Genomic DNA, 19,595 nt, shown 5'->3' with positions numbered 1-19,595 from the left:
TTCTTAAAAATAAGTAATTGAAAACTTTTAAGCTAAACCCATCCCTATATCCAAAATTTACGTTGGGTCTGAGTGTGATGCACATAAAACTCGCATTACATATTTGTTGCATTTCATACATTGGGTTGTGATCGATTTATTGGAATTGCTGGTTAATTGTGAATGAAAAGTGTGCAATTGATTTCCATCAATTTTGTAAGGTTTTTGTGTGTTAATTTTCTCGCAAATATAAAAACTTTAGTCTTGTATCGTGTGAGTTTAAGCAGTGGTGTCTCTTTCTCACATATATAGGAGAAGTTAAAAACAAAGCCCTACAAGGAAATAACAATGAAAAAAGCAATATGCACTTTAGCGGTATTAACCGCTCTTACCTCTGCTCAAGCATTCGCTCATAAAGAAGGCGATTTTATTATTCGTGCTGGTTTAGCATCCGTGGTGCCAAACGATGATAGTGGTGCGGTACTAAACGATTCAAACTTAGGTTTAGAAGTCGACTCGAACACTCAATTTGCTTTTACTATCGGTTATATGATTACCGATAATATTAGCTTTGAAGTATTAGGAGCTACGCCCTTTTCTCATGATATAAATTTAACCGCTGGTGGTGTTGACCAAGGAAAGCTTGGCGATACTAAACACCTTCCACCAACCTTTATGTTGCAATACTATTTCGGTACTTCAGAAAGCCAGTTCCGACCTTATGTGGGGGCGGGTCTGAACTACACTATGTTCTTTGATGAAGGTTTAGTTAGTGGTGCGCCTGTAAGCGATTTAGAGTTGGATGATTCTTTCGGTTTGGCTGCCAATATTGGTGCTGATTACATGATCAACGATAGTTGGTTTGTAAATGGTTCGGTGTGGTATGCAGATATTGATACTGATGCTAGTTATAAAGCGGGTGGTCAAACATATACAACTAAAGTTGAAATCGACCCTTGGGTATTTATGATCTCTGGTGGTTATAAGTTCTAAGCAACTGAACTTAAATTTCAGATATAGAAAAGCCGACACTTGATGTCGGCTTTTGTCTATTTATTCACGCAAACTGAGATAATTAAATACTCATTTCACCACGCAGTACTTGCTGCATTTTCACTTTGATTTGCTCGTAGCTTAAATTTTGGCTGAGTAAGTAGTGTAACTTAGCCAATGCCGCTTCTGGTGTCATATCGTAGCCACTGATCACGCCCGCTTCCGCTAATGCACAACCCGTCGCGTAGCCACCCATGTTGACCTTACCAGACAAACATTGGGTTAAATTAACCACAATCACCCCACGTTCTGAGGCATTTTTTAGGTGCGCCAATAACTCTGGGTTTTGAGGCGCATTACCTACACCAAATGTGAGCAAAATCATAGCGTTGACAGGTTGCAGCAGAGTATTGCGAATCACTTCGTGGGAGATCCCTGGGTACATGGTAATCACACCAATAGGTTGTGGCGTAATGTCATGCACTTTGAATTCACCGCTTGGAATTTCACCCACTTTAATCTCATTGCTGATTTGGATATTAATACCCGCTTCGAGCAATGGAGGTAAGTTTGGTGAGGTAAAAGCATTGAAGCCATCAGCATGCGATTTAGTGCTGCGGTTACCACGCATCAACTTGTTGTTGAAAAACAGCGTCACTTCATTGATTGGGTAATTGGCGGCAATATGCAGTGCATTGAGCAAGTTCGCTTGACCATCAGAACGTAGCTCTGCCAATGGAATTTGTGATCCGGTAATAATGACCGGTTTACCTAGGTTCTCAAGCATAAAAGAGAGCGCAGAAGCGGTATAAGCCATGGTATCAGTACCATGTAAGATCACGAACCCGTCGTATTTATCATAGTTATTACGGATATCTTCAGCGATCTGTTGCCAATCTGCTGGTGTCATGTCTGACGAGTCAATCAGTGGCTCATATTCATGAATGGTGAATTCAGGCATCTCAGGTCGATGGAACTCAGGCATGCTTGCTAACTGTTTCTCCATGAAACCGGCAACTGGTACGTAGCCGTGGTCATGAGATTTCTGCATACCAATGGTACCGCCAGTGTACGCGATGTAGATGTGTTTTCTTGCCATTGCTTGAAACCAGTTAATTTGAAGGGGGAACAGAGCGAAGGATTATAACGAAATCTTAGCCAATAAAAAGGGGCATGTACCGCAGACATGCCCCCACTTGGAGTGTTAACTAACCCTATCGGTTAAGAGTTAAGCACTTATGCTATTGCACCTGACAATTTAAACAGAATACATATTGTCCGTTAGGATCGTTGAAGCTCTGCATCAAACTTATATCTTGTGCCATTTGCTTCGCTGCTGGTTGCAGTGCCGCAGGTACTAGGCTGTTTATGTCAAAGCCCATAGATACGCGTACTTGATTCATGATGTCTTGAATAAACTGCTGAGCTGGTGATAGCGGCTCTTCAACCCAGTAGATGTTATAGCTGTCTAATTTGGCTAACTCGGCAGCTAGAGCTACGGCATCGTCAAAATCGCCCATCTTATCGACCAAGCCTAAATTCATAGCATCTTGACCTGTCCAAACACGACCTTCGGCAATGCCATCCATTTTAGCGAGTGGAATATCACGGTTGCTGCTAACAAGGTTAATAAAGCGGCTGTAGCCATTGTCGATACCGAGTTGAATAGCATCTGCTGCTTTATCTGGAATACCAGTGGTGATGCCGATACCTGATAGCGGAGAGGTGCCAATACCGTCAGTGTAAACACCGAGGTTATTGAGACCTTTCTCAAAGGTTGTGATCACACTGAAGATGCCGATAGAGCCAGTGATAGTCGTCGGTTGAGCAACAATTCGATCTGCGCTCATTGAGATCCAGTAACCACCAGAAGCCGCCACACTCGACATTGAAACCACCACAGGTTTACCTGCTTGTCTTAGCGCTTCAACTTCATTACGAATTACTTCAGAGGCAAACGCACTGCCCCCTGGGCTATCAACACGTAGCACCACTGCTTTTACTTTTTTGTCGTTACGAGCTTCACGAAGTAGGGAAGCGACAGTATCACCCCCAACAGCACCGCGAGGTTGAGCACCATCCATGATGGCACCGCTAGCGACAACAACCGCCACATCATTGCTCTCGACATTAAAGCTCGGTGCTATTGATGCGGCATATTCGTAGTAATCAACATAAGGGTAGCTATCGCTTCCATCACTGCCGAAAACGTCGATCAAGTCCTGACGAATCTGTTGGCGTGTCGAAAGTTTGTCAACCAAACCTAATTTCAAAGAAAGAGCGGCAAGGTCACCGTCGGTGCTCGCCACTAAATCAACAAACTCATCCATACTTGGGTTAAGTGTTTGTGCGTCGATAGAGCGGTTGGTTGCCACATCATCAACATACGCGCCCCATAGTTGACCAAGCCAGCGAGAGGCAGACTCTTTTGCTTCATCAGACATGTCATCACGAATGAATGGTTCGATAGCCGATTTATAAGTGCCAACTCTGAATACGTGCGTGTTGATATCGAGGTTTTCTAGTAACGTTTTATAGTACAGCGAGTAGGCACTATAGCCTTTGACCATCACCGCGCCGTAAGGAGAGAGGTAAATCTTATCGGCATAGCTTGCGAGGTAGTATTGGCTTTGGTTGTAGAAATCACCCACCGCGTACACAGGCTTACCAGAGGCTTTGAACTCGTTTAGCGCTTTTGCGATGTAACGCAGTTTGGTTAGGCTAGTCTCTGGCATATCACGTAGTGACAGAACAATACCTGTGATGTTTTGATCATCTTTCGCATGTCGGATAGTGCTAACGATGTCATAGAGTACATTTTCTCTAGGTAGATCTTGCCCAAACAAAGAACCAGTAACTGAATCCATTGGATTTTGGTAGCTTGCTTGTTCAACAATCGGACCTGAAATGTTGACGATAAGCGCAGAAGCTTTAGGTTCAGGTACGGTTACGCTAGATTCAATACTCGTATAGCTAAAGTAAATCAATGCAATGACAGCAAGGAAAATGAGGTTTGCAAGCGCCACACGAATAAAGGTTATCAGTCGCCAGATCCCCTTAAAGAATAGCCCTATGTACTTAAATATAGTTTTCATTGTCTCTCCGCTGTGCTCCCCACAGACCCAAATGATTAACCTTACATGCTACTGAATCTTATAGGGTATCACCAGAGTCTTTAAATCGTTTCAATATTAAATTTAGCTAAATAGCCAAACTATGCGTGGTTAATAATCGATTCTACGTCGTAGAGTGACAAATGTTTCAATTATGTAAACGGATGTTTGATTTTTGTTTGAATTGCGCATAGTCTGGTCAGACCACAATGAGAATAATGAAAGTGATGTCTGCCATGTACCCAAATTTACTCAAACCATTAGATTTAGGTTTCACTCAATTAAAAAATCGCGTGTTGATGGGCTCGATGCATACGGGTCTGGAAGAGGACAAGCAAGGTTTAGATAAACTCGCTGCATTCTATGCTGAACGTGCTAAAGGCGGTGTTGGTCTGATTGTTACCGGGGGATTTTCGCCTAACTTGCGCGGGCGTTTGCACCCGTTTGCTGCTGAGTTTAGTAAGCCTAAACATGCTCAGGCACATAAAGTCGTTACTCAAGCTGTGCATCAACATGGCAGTAAGATTGCGCTGCAGTTGCTGCACGCTGGTCGCTATGCAATGCATCCGTTTTCGCAAAGTGCTTCATCGATCAAAGCACCGATCGCAAAATTCTCTCCTAGTGAAATGAGTACCCGACAAATCAATAAGACCATAGATGCGTTTGCCAATAGCGCAGCATTAGCCCAAGAAGCTGGCTATGATGGCGTTGAGGTAATGGGCTCTGAAGGATATTTACTCAACCAGTTTATTTGTCAGCGTACCAATACTCGTTATGACGAGTGGGGTGGCAGCTATCAAAACCGAATTCGATTCCCATTAGAAGTTGTCAAAGCGATTCGCAAACAAGTGGGAGAGCGGTTCATCATTATTTTCCGCCTTTCCATGTTAGATCTGGTCGAGCAAGGCAGTACCTTTGATGAAGTGATCGAATTGGCGCAAGCCCTCGAAAAAGCGGGTGTTACACTGCTTAATACGGGTATTGGATGGCATGAAGCGCGTATTCCAACCATCGCCACTCAAGTGCCACGTGGCGCATTTACCTGGGTTACAGAAAAAGTACGCCCACATGTTTCAGTACCAATTATTACATGTAACCGAATTAACATGCCGGAAGAGGCTGAAAGCATTTTAGCTTCCGGTCAGGCTGATATGGTTTCAATGGCGCGTCCTTTCCTTGCTGACCCATATTTTGTGGTCAAAGCAGAGAAGCAGCAATCTCGCCTTATCAATACCTGCATCGGGTGTAATCAAGCTTGTTTAGACAACGTATTTAAAGGCAAAGCGGCGAGTTGTTTGGTCAACCCGTATGCGTGTCGAGAAACTGAGTTGGTCGATACTCCTGCTATGACGGTAAAAAACGTTGCGGTTGTCGGCGCTGGACCTGCTGGTCTTGCTTGCGCGACTACACTCGCTGGGCGTGGGCATCAAGTCGATTTGTTTGAGCGCAATGACCGCATTGGTGGGCAATTCCGCTTAGCAATGCAGATACCGGGTAAAGAAGAATTCCGCGAAACCATTCGCTACTTTGCTAATCAATTGGATGAAACTGGGGTCAAGCTCCATTTGGAAACCGATGCCAATTTTGACTTACTCAAAGAGTATGATGAAGTGATCATTGCTTCGGGTGTTGAGCCTCGTAAGGTGGAACTGAAAGGCGGTGATGGTTCAAATAAGGTTGTCGATTATCAAACGTTAATTAGAGAGAAAACTTACCTAGGTAATAAGGTTGCGATCGTGGGAGCTGGTGGTATTGGGGTTGATGTGGCGACAATGATCACCGAGCCTGAAAATCATCAACTGGACGATTGGCTACATGATTGGGGTATTGATAAAGAGATGACCCATCCTGGTGGCTTATATCCATATCCTGATTCACTTAGTGACAAAGAAGTGTGGGTATTGCAACGCCGTAAAGGTCGCGTTGGTAAAGGTCCGGGTAAAACTACCGGTTGGATCCACAAGCGTACGCTGGAAAAACGTGGGGTCAACTTACTGGGTGGTGTGGAATACCAAGGCGTAACCGATGAAGGTCTAGAGATTAAATATGAAGGCGAATCTATGCTGATACACGCCGACAGTGTGGTTATTTGTGCAGGGCAAGTATCGGTGCGTCCTTTCGAAGATAAATGGACCCAGTTAGGTGAGAAACTTCATGTGATTGGTGGTGCTGACCACGCAGGTGAACTTGATGCCGTCAGAGCGATCAGGCAAGGCGTTGAGTTAGGTTTGAAACTCTAACTGAATAGACTTAAATTAGTGGGAAAGTCCTCCAATTAGGAGGACTTTTTACTTATTACTTATTACTTAGCTAACTCGTAGTTTTCTTGCATCTCTTTTGGGGCGATACCGTATTCATAGTCAGCAAGGTAGCCGTCTTTGTAGACTTTCATGCCTTTATCGTCCCAGCTCACTTTGATCACGGCTGTTTTTCCATCCTCAGAGCCAAGTAACTCCAACATAGCGGCATCGATTTTGATCGCCTTAATTGGTACCACGCGCTTAAATGGTGTGAATTCAGTCGATGTTGGCAGTGCACCGTAAGTCTCCGTCCACACATTCTTTGGAATTAGCCACTGATTATAAACATCGGCAACAATAGGTTTGTCCATGCTCGCCACAACCACGTTATCACTCATGACGTTGTTGGTCTCTAGCGTATAACCGTCTTTGCCATCAGCAACATAAGTCGGAAAATCTTTACCTAATTCCTCTTGTTTAGGTAAACGACCCAGTGTGACAGCCTTTTTTACATACAGTTGTGCCGAATCGAATTTATCCATGATTTTGGGAATTTTTTGAAACTCAATTGGCTCAGCGGCAGAAAGCAGTGCAGGAAAAGAAAGTGCGGCAGTCATAGCGGCTAATAGGAATGTCTTTTTCATTTTGTCGCTCGTTATTGTTATTGATTACGCCTTATTCACGATAGTGGCGCCATCAAATTGTTTTTGGCTAAGGTGATTATAGGTTTGCGTGAAGGTAACGACATTTAAAGCTAAATGAGATAACCACCACGGAGCAATGATAAAGCAGATAACGCAATCGTTTCACTAGTGGTGTGGTATTTTTTCTCTTGCAGTGAAAAAAAGCTGACTTCCAGTAGGAAATCAGCTTCTAAAATAGGCGGTTTTTACAGGATAACGGTTTTATTTCCGTAAACAAAGACATGGTCGTTAACCACTTTGTTTAACGCTTTACTCAGAACGTTTTTCTCTACGTCACGACCGGCTTGTGCCATATCTTTGGCTGTGAAGGTGTGATCGACAGGAATAACGTCTTGTTTGATGATCGGACCTTCATCCAAATCGTTGGTAACAAAGTGTGCGGTGGCACCAATGATTTTTACTCCGCGATCGAATGCTTGCTGGTATGGTTTTGCACCAATAAAAGCCGGCAAGAAACTATGGTGGATGTTAATGATTTTATGGTGATATTTTTCAACGAAGCCAGGAGTGAGAACGCGCATGTATTTTGCCAGTACAAGAAAATCTGCTTGGTACTGATCAACCACGGTGAGTATGGCTTGCTCGTGTTCTTCTCGTGATAAGTCTACGTGGCTGACATGATGGTATGGAATGTCAAACTTTTCAGTTAACCCTTGCAAGGTATCGTAGTTGCCAACTACCGCTGCAATATCGATATCTAAACTGCCATCGAAATTCTTCATCAGAATGTCGCCAAGGCAGTGGGCTTCTTTTGTTACCAGTACCACAACACGTTTACGGCTAGAGTCAACCAACTTACGTTTTGCGCCACTTGGCAGAGCTTGGTCTAAATCAGCAAGAAATGTCTGATCATTGAAGTATCCTTCAAGCTCGGTACGCATAAAGAAGTGCCCGCTTGAATTATCAACATACTCATTGTTATGAATAATGTTTAATTGATGCTTATAACAAATATTGGTGATCTTTGAGATAAGACCCGGTGCGTCACTACAGTGCGTAAGCAGTGTTTTCTTTTCCATTTCGTATGTACTTCCGTGATTTATTTTTTTCGTATTCTGAAATTTTTCGGGGCTTCCGAAGGGTGAGATAACCCGCAATAATAGGGTAACAATTAAACTAATATTGAGATGAATTCAACAAGTAATCTACTTAAAACTAAGTTGGTTAGCTAGCATTGAAGTTTTCTCTTCTCATTGAGCGTCTTAAGGTGGTTGTTATGGATAAAGAGCTATTAGCCCGTAAATTATATACCGAACGAGTCAGTTCCCTTTTAGGTAGCTGTCAATTAGACGAATCAATCTTAACAGAAATGTGGGAATCTAAAGCATCGCCGAGTGATGCAGCCAGAGCAATTATTGATAGTCAAAATGAGTTTGATGGTCCAGCTTGGCTTTCTCGTTATCTAAATAAACGATAAAACAGACTTACAAACGAATTCTCGCGCGGCTCCTAGGAGTCGCGTTTTTTTAGCTAAAAGGTGGGCTTGATTAGGGTATACTTAGCCTTTTCCAATACTCTTTCCATTCGCATGATCACAAAAACCTTCTCTCAAGATGGCGCACTAGGCAAAGCGATACCGGGTTTTCAGCCTCGTCAGGCACAGCTTGATATGGCGGACGCGGTATACAAGGCAATTCAAGAGCAAAGCCAATTAGTCATTGAAGCAGGTACAGGTACCGGTAAAACCTTTGCCTACCTTGTCCCAGCATTGATGAGTGGAAAGAAAACCATCATCAGTACCGGCTCAAAAAACCTACAAGAACAGTTATTCCATCGCGACTTACCTCTAATGACCGCTGCGCTTGGCTTTTATGGTCAAGTAGCGCTTTTAAAAGGGCGCGCCAACTACTTATGCACTGAACGCCTAGGTCGGCAAATGATCGAAAGTCATGGCACACATACAGACCCTGCATTGTTGAGCCAGTTAGTCAAAGTTCGTACTTGGGCATCGGAGAGTAAGAGTGGTGATTTGGGTGAGTGTGACGCTATCGCGGAAGATAGCCCGGTGATACCAACGATCACTTCAACCAATGATAATTGTTTAGGCAAAGATTGCCCGACTTACAGTGAATGCTTTGTCCTAAAAGCGCGTAAGAAGGCACTGGATGCGGATGTGGTTGTGGTAAACCACCACCTTTTTTTAGCCGATTTAGCGATTAAAGAAACCGGCTTTGGTGAGCTGATCCCAGAAGCGGATGTGTTTATCTTTGATGAGGCGCATCAGATACCGGATATCGCCAGCCAATACTTCGGACAATCGGTATCGAGCCGTCAAATTCAAGAGTTAGCTAAAGACATTGAGATCGGTTACCGCACTGAAGCTAAAGATATGCGCCAATTGCAAAAGGTGGCGGATAAGTTGGTGCAATCAGCGATGGATTTGCGTATCTGTCTTGGTGAGCCCGGTTTTCGTGGTAATTGGCGTGAGGCGATCAAATCCCCCAACATTGCTCGAGAAATAGAGCGAGTACGTGAATCTCTCGACTTTGCGATTGAAGTGCTAAAGATAGCGTTGGGTCGCAGCCAGATATTGGATGTTGCCTTTGAGCGTGCGCATACCATTAAAGGCCGAATTGAAAGGGTGTGTGATGTCTCTATTACGGGTTATTCATATTGGTTTGATACTACGCCGAGGCACTTTAGCTTGCACATTACGCCACTGAGTGTGGCAGATAAATTTCATGAGCAAATTGAATTAAAGCAAGGTACGTGGATTTTTACATCCGCCACATTAGCGGTGAATGATGACTTTGGGCACTTTACCTCACGCCTTGGTCTTAAACCTTCCGCACAGTTTTCTTTGCCAAGTCCGTTTGACTATCAAACTCAGGCTCGCCTTTGTGTGCCGCGTTATTTGCCAGAGCCAAACAGTGTGGGTTTAGCTGATAAATTGGTGAGTATGCTGGCTCCAGTGATAGAGCAAAACCAAGGGCGTTGTTTCTTCCTTTGTACTTCGCACAGTATGATGCGTGAACTGGGTGAAAAGTTTCGCGAAGTGTTGAGTTTGCCGGTATTGATGCAAGGTGAAACCAGTAAACAAAAGACACTGGCTGAGTTCATGGAGCTCGGTAACGCGTTATTAGTGGCAACGGGCGCCTTTTGGGAAGGGATTGATGTTAGAGGTGACACGCTGAGCTGTGTTATTATCGACAAATTACCGTTTACCGCACCGGATGACCCGTTGCTTAAAGCCCGGATAGAAGATTGCCGATTGAAAGGTGGTGATCCTTTTGCTCAGGTTCAGTTACCTGATGCCGTTATTACGCTTAAGCAAGGGGTGGGGCGATTAATACGAGACAAGAAAGATAAGGGAGCACTGATCATTTGTGACAATCGATTAGTGACGCGCGATTATGGTGGTGTTTTTCTCGCCAGTTTGCCTTCCATTCCTCGCACCCGAGATTTAGGGGTAGTAGAGGACTTTCTTCAGCAAATTTCAGAAACAAATAACCAAGATTAGAGAATTTAATGAGCGCAAAGATTCTTGCCCTAGACACGGCAACAGAAAATTGTTCAGTTGCACTGTTGGTAAACGACCAAGTGTATTTTCGTAGTGAAGTAGCACCACGAGATCACACCAAAAAAATACTACCTATGGTAGATGAAGTGCTAAAAGAGGCTGGGGTAACCCTTGCTGAGCTGGATGCATTAGCGTTTGGTCGTGGACCGGGTAGCTTTACTGGTGTTCGTATTGGTATCGGCATTGCGCAAGGTTTGGCATTTGGTGCGGATTTACCAATGATTGCTGTTTCAACGTTAGAAGCCATGGCTCAAGGTTCATACCGTGTAAACGGTGCAACAAATGTTGCTGCCGCGATCGATGCTCGTATGAGTGAAGTTTATTGGGGGCGTTATAGCCGTCAAGAGAGTGGTGAGTGGCTTGCGGTGGATGCTGAGTGCGTGATTCCACCGGCGAATTTGGTCGAACAAATCGTTGCGGATGAGTCACAATGGACTACGGCAGGAACGGGTTGGGAGGCTTATGCCGATCAACTGGATTCGCTCGCATTAAGCTGTAAGCAAGGCGATATTTTGTACCCAGACGCGCAAGATATCGTTCAAGTAGCGAAATTTATGTTGGCGAAAGGTGAGACGGTTGCGGTCGAAGAGTCAAGCCCTGTTTATCTGCGTGACAATGTGACGTGGAAGAAACTGCCTGGCAGAGAGTAATCCTACACAGTTAAAAAGCGAATAGTATGGTCTCAATTAATGGCTTACCTGCTTCAATACCTGGCTCGAGTAAAACCAACCGAGTTAGCAAGAAGAATGAGGTAAGAAAATCACAGCAAAAGCAAGATGTTGGGCAGCCTTCTAAGGTAGCCAACGCGGTTGCGCATACTATTCGCCATGTTCAACAAGCTGATATTGAAAAAGCACAGATCCACTACGATCTACCTGAAGGGCGTAGCCGAAAAGCGCTGGAAGAGTATATGAGTGTGATGAATCAAGCCAAGCGTGATGAACTGATCCAAATGCTTGGTGTCGATATTTATATATGATGTTGTCCGTCTCGTGTTTGGCGAACACGCTACTCAATTTACGATAAATGGCTCTAGAAGGTGTATAAAACCTATGATCTTTAAGCGCTTTATAAAATCAGCGATTGGTACAGTTGCATTAGTGGCTCTTACCGCCTGCTCCTCACTCCCTCAGGAGCTGGCTTCAGATAATCCCAATATCATTACCGATTACCCAACGTGGCAACAGCAACTCAACCATAGTGTTGATGTTCGTTTGGGTGGCGTGATTGCGAGTGTCAACAATCTAGATGATCGCACACGGATAGAAGTGGTTAATTTACCGATTGGTTCATCAGGTAAACCGGATATCAACCAAGAGCCTAAAGGTCGCTTTGTGGCATATATCAAGGGGTTTGAAGATCCGGTCACTTTTTCTCAAGGACGTCTGATTACTCTATTGGGACAATCGAGCGGTAGTGAGGTTGCGCCTGTGGGCGAGTATGAATATGACTTTCCCGTTATGTTGGTTGACGGTTATCGTTTGTGGCGTATTGAAGAGCGAGTCATCATCAACGAAACTGGCAGCTATATCTACCCATGTCGAGGTCTCTATTGCCGCGATATTCATTCCAGTACCCGCCAAGGCAGAGTGATTCAAGACGTTAAGTAATGGTTAGAGATTCCCGATACACACTTTTGGATGGCTTTATTGCTGCTAGAGAAATCGGTCATGCCCATAGTGCTGACTGCAGCGTGGTATTTTTGCATGGCTGGTTAGATAATGCAGCCAGTTTTGCGACGGTTATGGAACAACTCCATCAACTCACACCTCAGCTTCATTTGTGCGCCATCGATCTTCCAGGTCATGGCTTGTCTAGCCATAAGCTTGCAAACAATTATTACCCATTCCATGACTATATCGATGATGTTCATCAGTTTTTGCTTAATCTTTCACCAAACAAGTTGTTATTAGTAGGACATTCTCTTGGTGCTTTGATTGCAAGTTGTTATAGTGCCGCCTTTCCAGAGCAAGTGGCGGGTTTGATTCAAATTGAAGGCAATGGTCCACTTGCTGAATTGAGCAAAAACAGTGTTAAAAGATTGCGTGATGGAATCAAAAGCCGTCACCGTGTTCGCAGTAAACCTAGCCGTGAATTTGCTTCATTAGATGAGATGATTGATCGCAGGGCGTCGCTTAATCAACTGATGGCGGAGCAAATAGCCCCCATTGTTTTAAGAGGCAGCGAGGCATCGCCGCAAGGTTGGCGTTTAAGACACGATGTAAAGTTACAAAGTGATTCGCTATATCGAATGTCCTTTGCTCACGCAGAAGAGATTCGCCAGAACATTTGTTGCCCTCAACGCATTATTTTGGGGGATAAAGGCTATGCACACTTACAGCAAGATGGCGACACTTTAGCTGACGTTGTCTACATTGAAGGTGGACATCACTGCCATTTGCAGCAGCCGACGGTTACCGCGCAACAAATTTTTGCTTTAGTTAACAAAATTTAAACAAGTGTTTGAGCATTAGGTGCTCGAACACTTAGCCTGTGTTGTAATACAGCATGAATGACGTGCTATATCGTACGTTGAGACGCTAAGTTGCGGATTACAATACCTGCCTAATTCGAGGAGTAGTATCGTGGATAAACCTTGGTTATCTCGTTATCCAAGCGAAGTGCCTGAGCACATCAACCCAGACCAATATCCATCTTTGGTGGAAATGTTTGAGCAATCAGTACAAAAATACGCTGATCAGCCAGCATTTATGAATATGGGCTCGGTCATGACCTTCCGTAAACTGGAAGAGCGCAGTCGTGCTTTTGCCGCGTACCTACAAAATGACCTGAAACTGAAAAAAGGCGACCGTGTCGCTTTGATGATGCCTAACCTATTGCAATACCCAGTCGCATTGTTTGGTGTATTGCGAGCCGGTTTAATAGCGGTTAACGTGAATCCTCTTTACACGCCACGTGAGCTTGAGCATCAATTGAATGATTCGGGCGCGAAAGCGATCGTTATCGTTTCTAACTTTGCCAATACACTTGAGCAAGTGGTAGAGAATACGCCAGTTAAACATGTGGTACTGACTAGCCTTGGTCAAATGTTACCTCGTGCGAAAGGCACGATTGTTGATTTCGTGGTGAAGTACGTGAAAGGCATGGTACCTAAGTACGATTTGCCGGGCGCTATTTCAATGCGTAAAGCACTGCATAAAGGTCGACGTCTGCAATACGTTAAACCATTTATGACCGGTGATGATATTGCCTTCCTACAGTACACCGGTGGTACAACGGGTGTGGCTAAAGGTGCTATTCTTACTCACCGCAATATGGTGGCTAACGTACTGCAAGCGAAAGGTGCTTACGGTCCAGTACTCTCTGAAGGTCGCGAGTTAGTCGTCACAGCATTACCGCTCTACCATGTATTTGCACTGACAGTGAACTGTTTACTGTTTATTGAAATTGGTGGTGCCAACTTACTGATCACCAACCCTCGTGATATTCCGGGCTTTATCAAAGAGCTGCAAAAATACCCATTTACTGCGGTGACGGGTGTTAATACTCTGTTTAATGCTTTGGTAAACAATGAAGACTTCCATGAACTGGACTTTAGTCGCATGAAGTTGTCAGTGGGTGGTGGTATGGCAGTGCAACGTGGTGTTGCTGAGAAGTGGAAGAAAATTACAGGTATCCACTTGTTAGAAGGCTATGGTCTAACGGAATGTGCACCGCTTGTAACGGGTAACCCTTACGATCTAACCGATTACACTGGTGCGATTGGTTTGCCTGTTCCTTCTACAGATGTACGTATTGTCGATGAAGAAGGTAACCCGCTACCAAATAGTGAAGTTGGCGAACTACAAGTTCGTGGACCTCAGGTGATGCAAGGCTACTGGCAGCGTACTGAAGCGACCAAAGAAGTTCTTACAGAAGATGGTTGGTTATCTACTGGTGATATCGTTAAGTTTGACGATGAAGGTTTGCTGCATATTGTTGACCGCAAAAAAGATATGATCTTGGTTTCAGGCTTTAACGTCTACCCAAATGAAATTGAAGATGTGGTTTCTCTACACGGTAAAGTGCTAGAGGTGGCAGCAATTGGTCAAACTCATGAAATATCGGGCGAAATCGTTAAACTTTATGTGGTGAAACGCGATCCTAGCTTAACTAAAGATGAAGTGATCGCTCACTGTCGCCAACATCTTACCGGTTATAAGATCCCGAAACTGGTTGAGTTTAAAGATGATTTACCAAAAACTAACGTCGGTAAAATTCTTCGACGCGTACTTCGTGAAGAGAACGATGCCATTTTAGCAAGCAAGGCTGAAGCGAAAGCTGAGTAAGCCAAGCAGTGCAAGTTGATTAGTGATAGAATGCCGGCTAACCATGCCGGCATTTTTAATGCGAGAATTAAGTGAACTATCAAATTATTACCCAAAGCGCAGAGCTAGCCACCGTTTGTCAAAAAGCTCGAAATGTTGATGCTGTGATGCTCGACACTGAGTTTGTTCGCACGCGCACCTTTTACCCACAACTGGGTTTGATTCAGTTGTTTGACGGTGAGACTCTGTCTTTGATTGATCCGCTTGAAATCGACGACATGACGGCATTTGTTGAGCTACTCAAAGATACGTCAGTGATGAAGGTACTGCATGCTTGCGGTGAAGATTTGGAAGTGTTCTTTAATAGCTTTGGCTGTTTGCCTCAACCTATGGTTGATACGCAAATCATGGCAGCATTTTTAGGTAACGGTTTATCGACAGGCTTTGCTGCTCTTGTTGAAGCTAACTTAGGTGTGGCACTCGATAAGAGTGAATCACGCACCGATTGGATGGCACGCCCATTAACTCAGAAGCAGCTTGATTATGCTGCCGCTGACGTATACTACCTCAAGCCGCTCTACGAAAAGTTACTGGCACAAGTAGAACAAGCCGGTTGGTGGCAAGCGGCTCAACAAGAGTGCGCTCTGATTGCGTCAAAACGTATTAAAACCGTTGATGCTGACAATGCCTACTTGGAAATTAAAGGCGCATGGCAGTTAAGACCGAAAGCGTTGGCAATATTGAAACCATTGGCAACTTGGCGTTATAAAGAAGCGGTTCGTCGTGATCTCGCCTTGAACTTTGTTTTTAAAGAGAACGACTTGTTAACCGTTGCTCGATTGGGTATTCAAAACCGCCATCAAATGGAGCAAGAGGGTGTCGACCCTCGCTCTGCCCAGCGTCATAGCGCTCGCATTATCTCATTGGTCAAAGCGGCGAAAGCAACACCTGTGGATCAATATCCAGAAACAATCGAACGTTTGATGGATAAGCCGGGTTACAAGCAATTGTTTAAAGTGCTGAAAGATGAGGTGAAAAAAGCATCCGACAGCAGTGGCTTAGCTACGGAGTTCCTTGCCTCTAAAAAGCAACTCAATAGCATCATTAGTTGGGTATGGAAGCGTCAGCGCGACCAAGACAAACTACCTGATGTAATGCAAGGCTGGCGCCTTGAATTGCTGGGTGAAAAGTTAAACAAGCATATTAAGTAACACTATTTGGCAATAATATATAGAAATAAGGAGGCTGGGGAATGACCCAGCCTTTGTATTTTAGCCAGCAAAAATTTACGGATGCTAAAGCTTTGCTGGTGGCTGAAAAATCAGAAAATAGAGAAATAATAGTGGCTTAGCCCACTTTGTTATTTTGCTAGCTTCATTAGCGAATACTTTTCGCATCTTACCGTCATTGATTTGTTGCTACAGTTAGGCAAAAGCCTCAGAATGTCGCACTTTTCTATCCGAGCCAAATTATTGAAAGGGCTCGGCATGAACCACTACTTATTGAGAATCTAATATATGGGTTTTACCTCGCTCGCTCTTTCTGCTCCGATCCTTAAAGCTGTTCAAGAACAAGGCTACGATACACCTTCGCCAATCCAAGCAAAGGCTATCCCTGCGATACTTGAAGGGCAGGATGTTATGGCAGCAGCCCAGACGGGCACAGGTAAAACTGCGGGCTTTACCTTGCCGATCCTTGAGCGTCTAAGTAACGGTCCTCGAGTGAAGAACAACCATGTTCGTGCTTTGATTCTAACTCCAACTCGTGAACTTGCGGCTCAAGTTCATGAAAACGTGCACAACTATAGCCGTTACCTTAAGTTGAATTCTGCAGTGGTTTTTGGTGGCGTTAAAATTAACCCACAAATGGTTAAGCTAAGCCGAGGCGTAGATGTGCTGGTGGCAACACCGGGTCGCCTAATGGATCTTTACAACCAAAATGCGGTGAAGTTTTCTCAGCTTGAAGTTTTGGTTCTAGATGAAGCTGACCGTATGCTTGATATGGGCTTTATTCGTGATATCCGCAAAATTCTAGACTTGCTGCCAAAAAATCGTCAGAACCTACTATTTTCTGCGACGTTTTCTAATGAAATTCGTGAGTTAGCGAAAGGGCTAGTGAACAATCCAGTTGAGATTTCAGTCAGCACTGCAAACTCAACTGCGACGACCATCGAGCAATTCATTTACCCAGCAGATAAGCGCCAAAAAGCGCCGATGCTGGTTAAGTTGATTAAAGATGGTGATTGGCGTCAAGTGCTGGTATTTAGCCGTACTAAGCACGGTGCTAACCGTCTTGCCTTCTATCTAAATAATGAAGGCATTACCGCTGCACCAATTCACGGTAACAAGAGCCAAGGGGCTCGTACTAAAGCATTAGCTGACTTTAAATCGGGTCAGGTTCGTGTCTTGGTTGCGACGGATATTGCAGCTCGTGGTATTGATATCCCTCAGTTACCTCAGGTGGTGAACTTCGAAATTCCACACGTATCAGAAGACTATGTACACCGTATCGGTCGTACTGGTCGTGCAGGTGAAGTTGGTAAAGCTATTTCGCTAGTATGTGCTGATGAAGCTGCGGAGCTGTTTGGTATTGAACGTTTGATCCAAACTGTGTTACCTCGCCTTGAGCTAGAAGGTTTCAAACCGACAAATACACTACCAGAATCGGTATTGGATACTCGTCCAATTAAAGCCAAGAAGCCTAAAAAACCGAAGAAGCCAAGAACGGAACATGCTGATGGTCAGCGCTCTGGTGATAATGCTCGTGGTCATAAACCTGCTGGCAAAAATAAACGTCATTTTGGTCCGCGAAATGACGACGCGAAAAAGCCTCAAGGTGATAAACCAAAAGGTAATGGACAGAATAAGCCAAACGCGAAGTCGGGTAGTAACGGCGGAAACAATGCCAATCGTACTCGTAGTAACAATAAACCGGCGACAGCGGGTAAGCCACAGCAAAATCGCAAGCCTCGTCCCGCTAATGCAAACCGTGGTTAATAGAATAGTACGGCTAAAACAATATTGAGTTAAAACTAAAAACCAGTGACTGTTCACTGGTTTTTTTGTGCCTGACAAATGAGCTGTAAACGTTGTCTCTCTGAGATAGGTGGTAATGAGTGCGTTTGTGGGGAAAAAAAAGCTTCCCGAAGGAAGCTTTTTGAAAGAATTTTCAATGAGAGATTTAGCCAGCTAGAACATCGGTAGCGACCTTGTAGCTCGGGTCTTCTTTGACGTTAATCTCTACTAGGCTGCCCGCTTTTACGAGTAGCGCTCGGCAATCTTGGCTCAAATGGCGCAGATGCAGAGTTTTACCGACAGCAGTATAGCGCTCTGCTAATGTCTCAATCGCTTCGATGGCTGAGTGGTCAGTCACACGAGAGTTGGCGAAGTCGACAATAACGTCACTCGGATCTTCTTTCGGGTTAAACAACTCAAGGAAGTTTGCTGCACTACCGAAGAAGATAGGACCATGTACGTGGTATACCTTTGAACCTTCTTCATTGATTTTGCTTGATGCGTAGATGTGCTTAGCGTGGTCCCAAGCAAACATCAGTGCAGATGCAATCACACCAACGGCTACCGCGACCGCAAGATCGGTCAGAACAGTTACGATGGTTACGAGAACAATAACAAAGAAATCTTTCTTAGGTACACGGCGAGCGAGTTTGAATGTTGCCCACTCGAACGTGCCAATTACAACCATGAACATTACACCAACTAGCGCTGCTAGTGGGATCATTTCAATCAGCGACGATGCGAAAAGAATAAAGACGAGTAGCATGATTGCGGCAACAATACCGGATAGACGACCACGACCACCTGAGTTTATGTTGATCATTGATTGACCAATCATTGCACAACCACCCATTGCACCGAAGACGGAACAAGTGATGTTAGCCAGACCTTGACCCATACATTCACGGTTAGATTGACCACGCGAGTTGGTCATTTCGTCAAGTACTGTCAGTGTTAGTAGAGACTCAATCAAGCCGATTGCCGCAAGGATAATAGCGTATGGCAAAATGATCTGTAGAGTTTCAAGCGTAAACGGTACTTCAGGGATAGAGAATGTTGGTAAAGTACCAGCAAGTGTTGCTGCTTCATCACCAGACATTGTTCTTAGGAAGTCAACAACTGTACGCGTTTCTAGGTCTAAGCCAACCACAAGAGCAGTAACCGTTACGATAGCAACCAAAGATGATGGTATCGCGGTTGTGAACTTAGGTAAGAAGTGGATGATTGCCATGGTTAGCGCGACTAAACCAAGCATTAGGAATAGCTGATCGCTTGGTAACCAAGTTAATACACCGCTAAGATCGGGTCCTTTAAACTGACCAAGCTGAGCTAGGAAAATAACAATCGCCAAGCCATTTACAAAGCCAATCATTACTGGGTGTGGGACCATTCGAATAAACTTACCCAGCTTAAACAGACCAGCCGTTATCTGTAGGATACCAGCCAGCAAAATCGCAGCGAATAGGTATTGAACACCGTGTGTTGCAACAAGGCTCACCATGACAACTGCCATCGCACCAGTAGCACCAGAGATCATACCAGGGCGACCGCCGAAGATAGAAGTGATAAGGCCAACGATGAATGCTGCGTATAGACCAACCATAGGGTCAACACCGGCTACGAATGCGAATGCTACGGCTTCAGGAACAAGCGCGAGTGCTACGGTTAGACCGGACAACACGTCGTTTTTTACGGAGTGTTTCGAAAATTGTGGAAATTCAAACATATTTGCTCAGTTAGGCTAAGTGTTTAAAACTATTCTGA

The 19,595-nt window shown here is 44.5% G+C and carries 16 protein-coding genes; 11 read left to right on the top strand and 5 right to left on the bottom strand.

Annotated features, from left to right (window positions below; translation table 11 throughout):
• Window positions 1–327 precede the first annotated feature (327 nt).
• On the top strand, window positions 328–972 hold the full coding sequence (gene ompW / locus H2O73_RS05885) for an outer membrane protein OmpW (RefSeq protein ID WP_182107561.1): 645 nt from the start codon (window positions 328–330) through the stop codon (window positions 970–972).
• An 82-nt stretch (window positions 973–1,054) separates the two neighbouring features.
• Here ompW and ansA read toward each other — a convergent pair whose 3' ends face one another.
• Entirely contained in the window at window positions 1,055–2,071 is a 1,017-nt protein-coding gene (ansA, locus tag H2O73_RS05880; RefSeq protein WP_182107559.1) for an asparaginase, read from the bottom strand.
• Between the two features lie 142 nt (window positions 2,072–2,213).
• A complete protein-coding gene (gene sppA, locus H2O73_RS05875; protein WP_182107557.1) occupies window positions 2,214–4,067 on the bottom strand; it encodes a signal peptide peptidase SppA in 1,854 nt (617 codons plus the stop codon).
• A 245-nt stretch (window positions 4,068–4,312) separates the two neighbouring features.
• Here sppA and H2O73_RS05870 point away from each other — a divergent pair, with 245 nt between their 5' ends.
• Complete coding sequence (locus H2O73_RS05870) at window positions 4,313–6,325, top strand: NADPH-dependent 2,4-dienoyl-CoA reductase (RefSeq protein WP_182107885.1); 2,013 nt, start codon at window positions 4,313–4,315, stop codon at window positions 6,323–6,325.
• A 62-nt stretch (window positions 6,326–6,387) separates the two neighbouring features.
• Here H2O73_RS05870 and H2O73_RS05865 read toward each other — a convergent pair whose 3' ends face one another.
• Window positions 6,388–6,969 carry a hypothetical protein gene (locus H2O73_RS05865; protein ID WP_182107555.1) on the bottom strand — a complete coding sequence of 194 codons (582 nt, stop codon included), beginning with the start codon at window positions 6,967–6,969 and terminating at the stop codon, window positions 6,388–6,390.
• 245 nt (window positions 6,970–7,214) lie between these two features.
• A complete protein-coding gene (gene purU, locus H2O73_RS05860) occupies window positions 7,215–8,048 on the bottom strand; it encodes a formyltetrahydrofolate deformylase (protein ID WP_182107553.1) in 834 nt (277 codons plus the stop codon).
• Window positions 8,049–8,245: 197 nt separating this feature from the next.
• Between purU and H2O73_RS05855 the strand changes: the two genes are divergently transcribed.
• The 9 genes from H2O73_RS05855 to H2O73_RS05815 all read left to right on the top strand — a co-directional run bounded on the left by H2O73_RS05855 (window position 8,246) and on the right by H2O73_RS05815 (window position 17,813).
• A complete protein-coding gene (locus tag H2O73_RS05855; RefSeq protein WP_182107551.1) occupies window positions 8,246–8,446 on the top strand; it encodes a hypothetical protein in 201 nt (66 codons plus the stop codon).
• A 111-nt stretch (window positions 8,447–8,557) separates the two neighbouring features.
• A complete protein-coding gene (gene yoaA, locus H2O73_RS05850; RefSeq protein ID WP_182107883.1) occupies window positions 8,558–10,489 on the top strand; it encodes a DNA repair helicase YoaA in 1,932 nt (643 codons plus the stop codon).
• Window positions 10,490–10,497: 8 nt separating this feature from the next.
• Window positions 10,498–11,199, top strand: a complete 702-nt coding sequence (gene tsaB, locus H2O73_RS05845; protein WP_182107550.1) for a tRNA (adenosine(37)-N6)-threonylcarbamoyltransferase complex dimerization subunit type 1 TsaB — start codon at window positions 10,498–10,500, stop codon at window positions 11,197–11,199.
• Between the two features lie 26 nt (window positions 11,200–11,225).
• Window positions 11,226–11,528: a chromosome partitioning protein ParA gene (locus tag H2O73_RS05840; RefSeq protein WP_182107548.1), complete on the top strand. Its 303-nt coding sequence runs from the start codon at window positions 11,226–11,228 to the stop codon at window positions 11,526–11,528.
• Between the two features lie 73 nt (window positions 11,529–11,601).
• On the top strand, window positions 11,602–12,159 hold the full coding sequence (locus H2O73_RS05835) for a Slp family lipoprotein (RefSeq protein ID WP_182107546.1): 558 nt from the start codon (window positions 11,602–11,604) through the stop codon (window positions 12,157–12,159).
• Window positions 12,159–13,004: an alpha/beta hydrolase gene (locus tag H2O73_RS05830; RefSeq protein WP_182107544.1), complete on the top strand. Its 846-nt coding sequence runs from the start codon at window positions 12,159–12,161 to the stop codon at window positions 13,002–13,004. The genes H2O73_RS05835 and H2O73_RS05830 overlap by 1 nt, the downstream gene beginning before the upstream one ends.
• Before the next feature lie 130 nt (window positions 13,005–13,134).
• Window positions 13,135–14,838 carry a long-chain-fatty-acid--CoA ligase FadD gene (gene fadD / locus H2O73_RS05825; protein ID WP_182107542.1) on the top strand — a complete coding sequence of 568 codons (1,704 nt, stop codon included), beginning with the start codon at window positions 13,135–13,137 and terminating at the stop codon, window positions 14,836–14,838.
• A 71-nt stretch (window positions 14,839–14,909) separates the two neighbouring features.
• Window positions 14,910–16,028, top strand: coding sequence for a ribonuclease D (rnd, locus tag H2O73_RS05820; RefSeq protein WP_182107540.1), 1,119 nt, complete (start codon window positions 14,910–14,912; stop codon window positions 16,026–16,028).
• Window positions 16,029–16,334: 306 nt separating this feature from the next.
• Window positions 16,335–17,813 (top strand): DEAD/DEAH box helicase, encoded by a 1,479-nt coding sequence (locus tag H2O73_RS05815; protein ID WP_182107538.1) that lies wholly within the window; start codon window positions 16,335–16,337, stop codon window positions 17,811–17,813.
• A 184-nt stretch (window positions 17,814–17,997) separates the two neighbouring features.
• Here the strand turns inward: H2O73_RS05815 and H2O73_RS05810 are convergent, their stop codons facing one another.
• Window positions 17,998–19,557: a SulP family inorganic anion transporter gene (locus H2O73_RS05810; protein ID WP_182107536.1), complete on the bottom strand. Its 1,560-nt coding sequence runs from the start codon at window positions 19,555–19,557 to the stop codon at window positions 17,998–18,000.
• Window positions 19,558–19,595: the final 38 nt, after the last annotated feature.

Source organism: Vibrio marinisediminis, from assembly GCF_014050145.1.
GTDB lineage: Bacteria > Pseudomonadota > Gammaproteobacteria > Enterobacterales > Vibrionaceae > Vibrio > Vibrio marinisediminis.
This window is presented reverse-complemented; position numbering and strand designations above follow the sequence as displayed.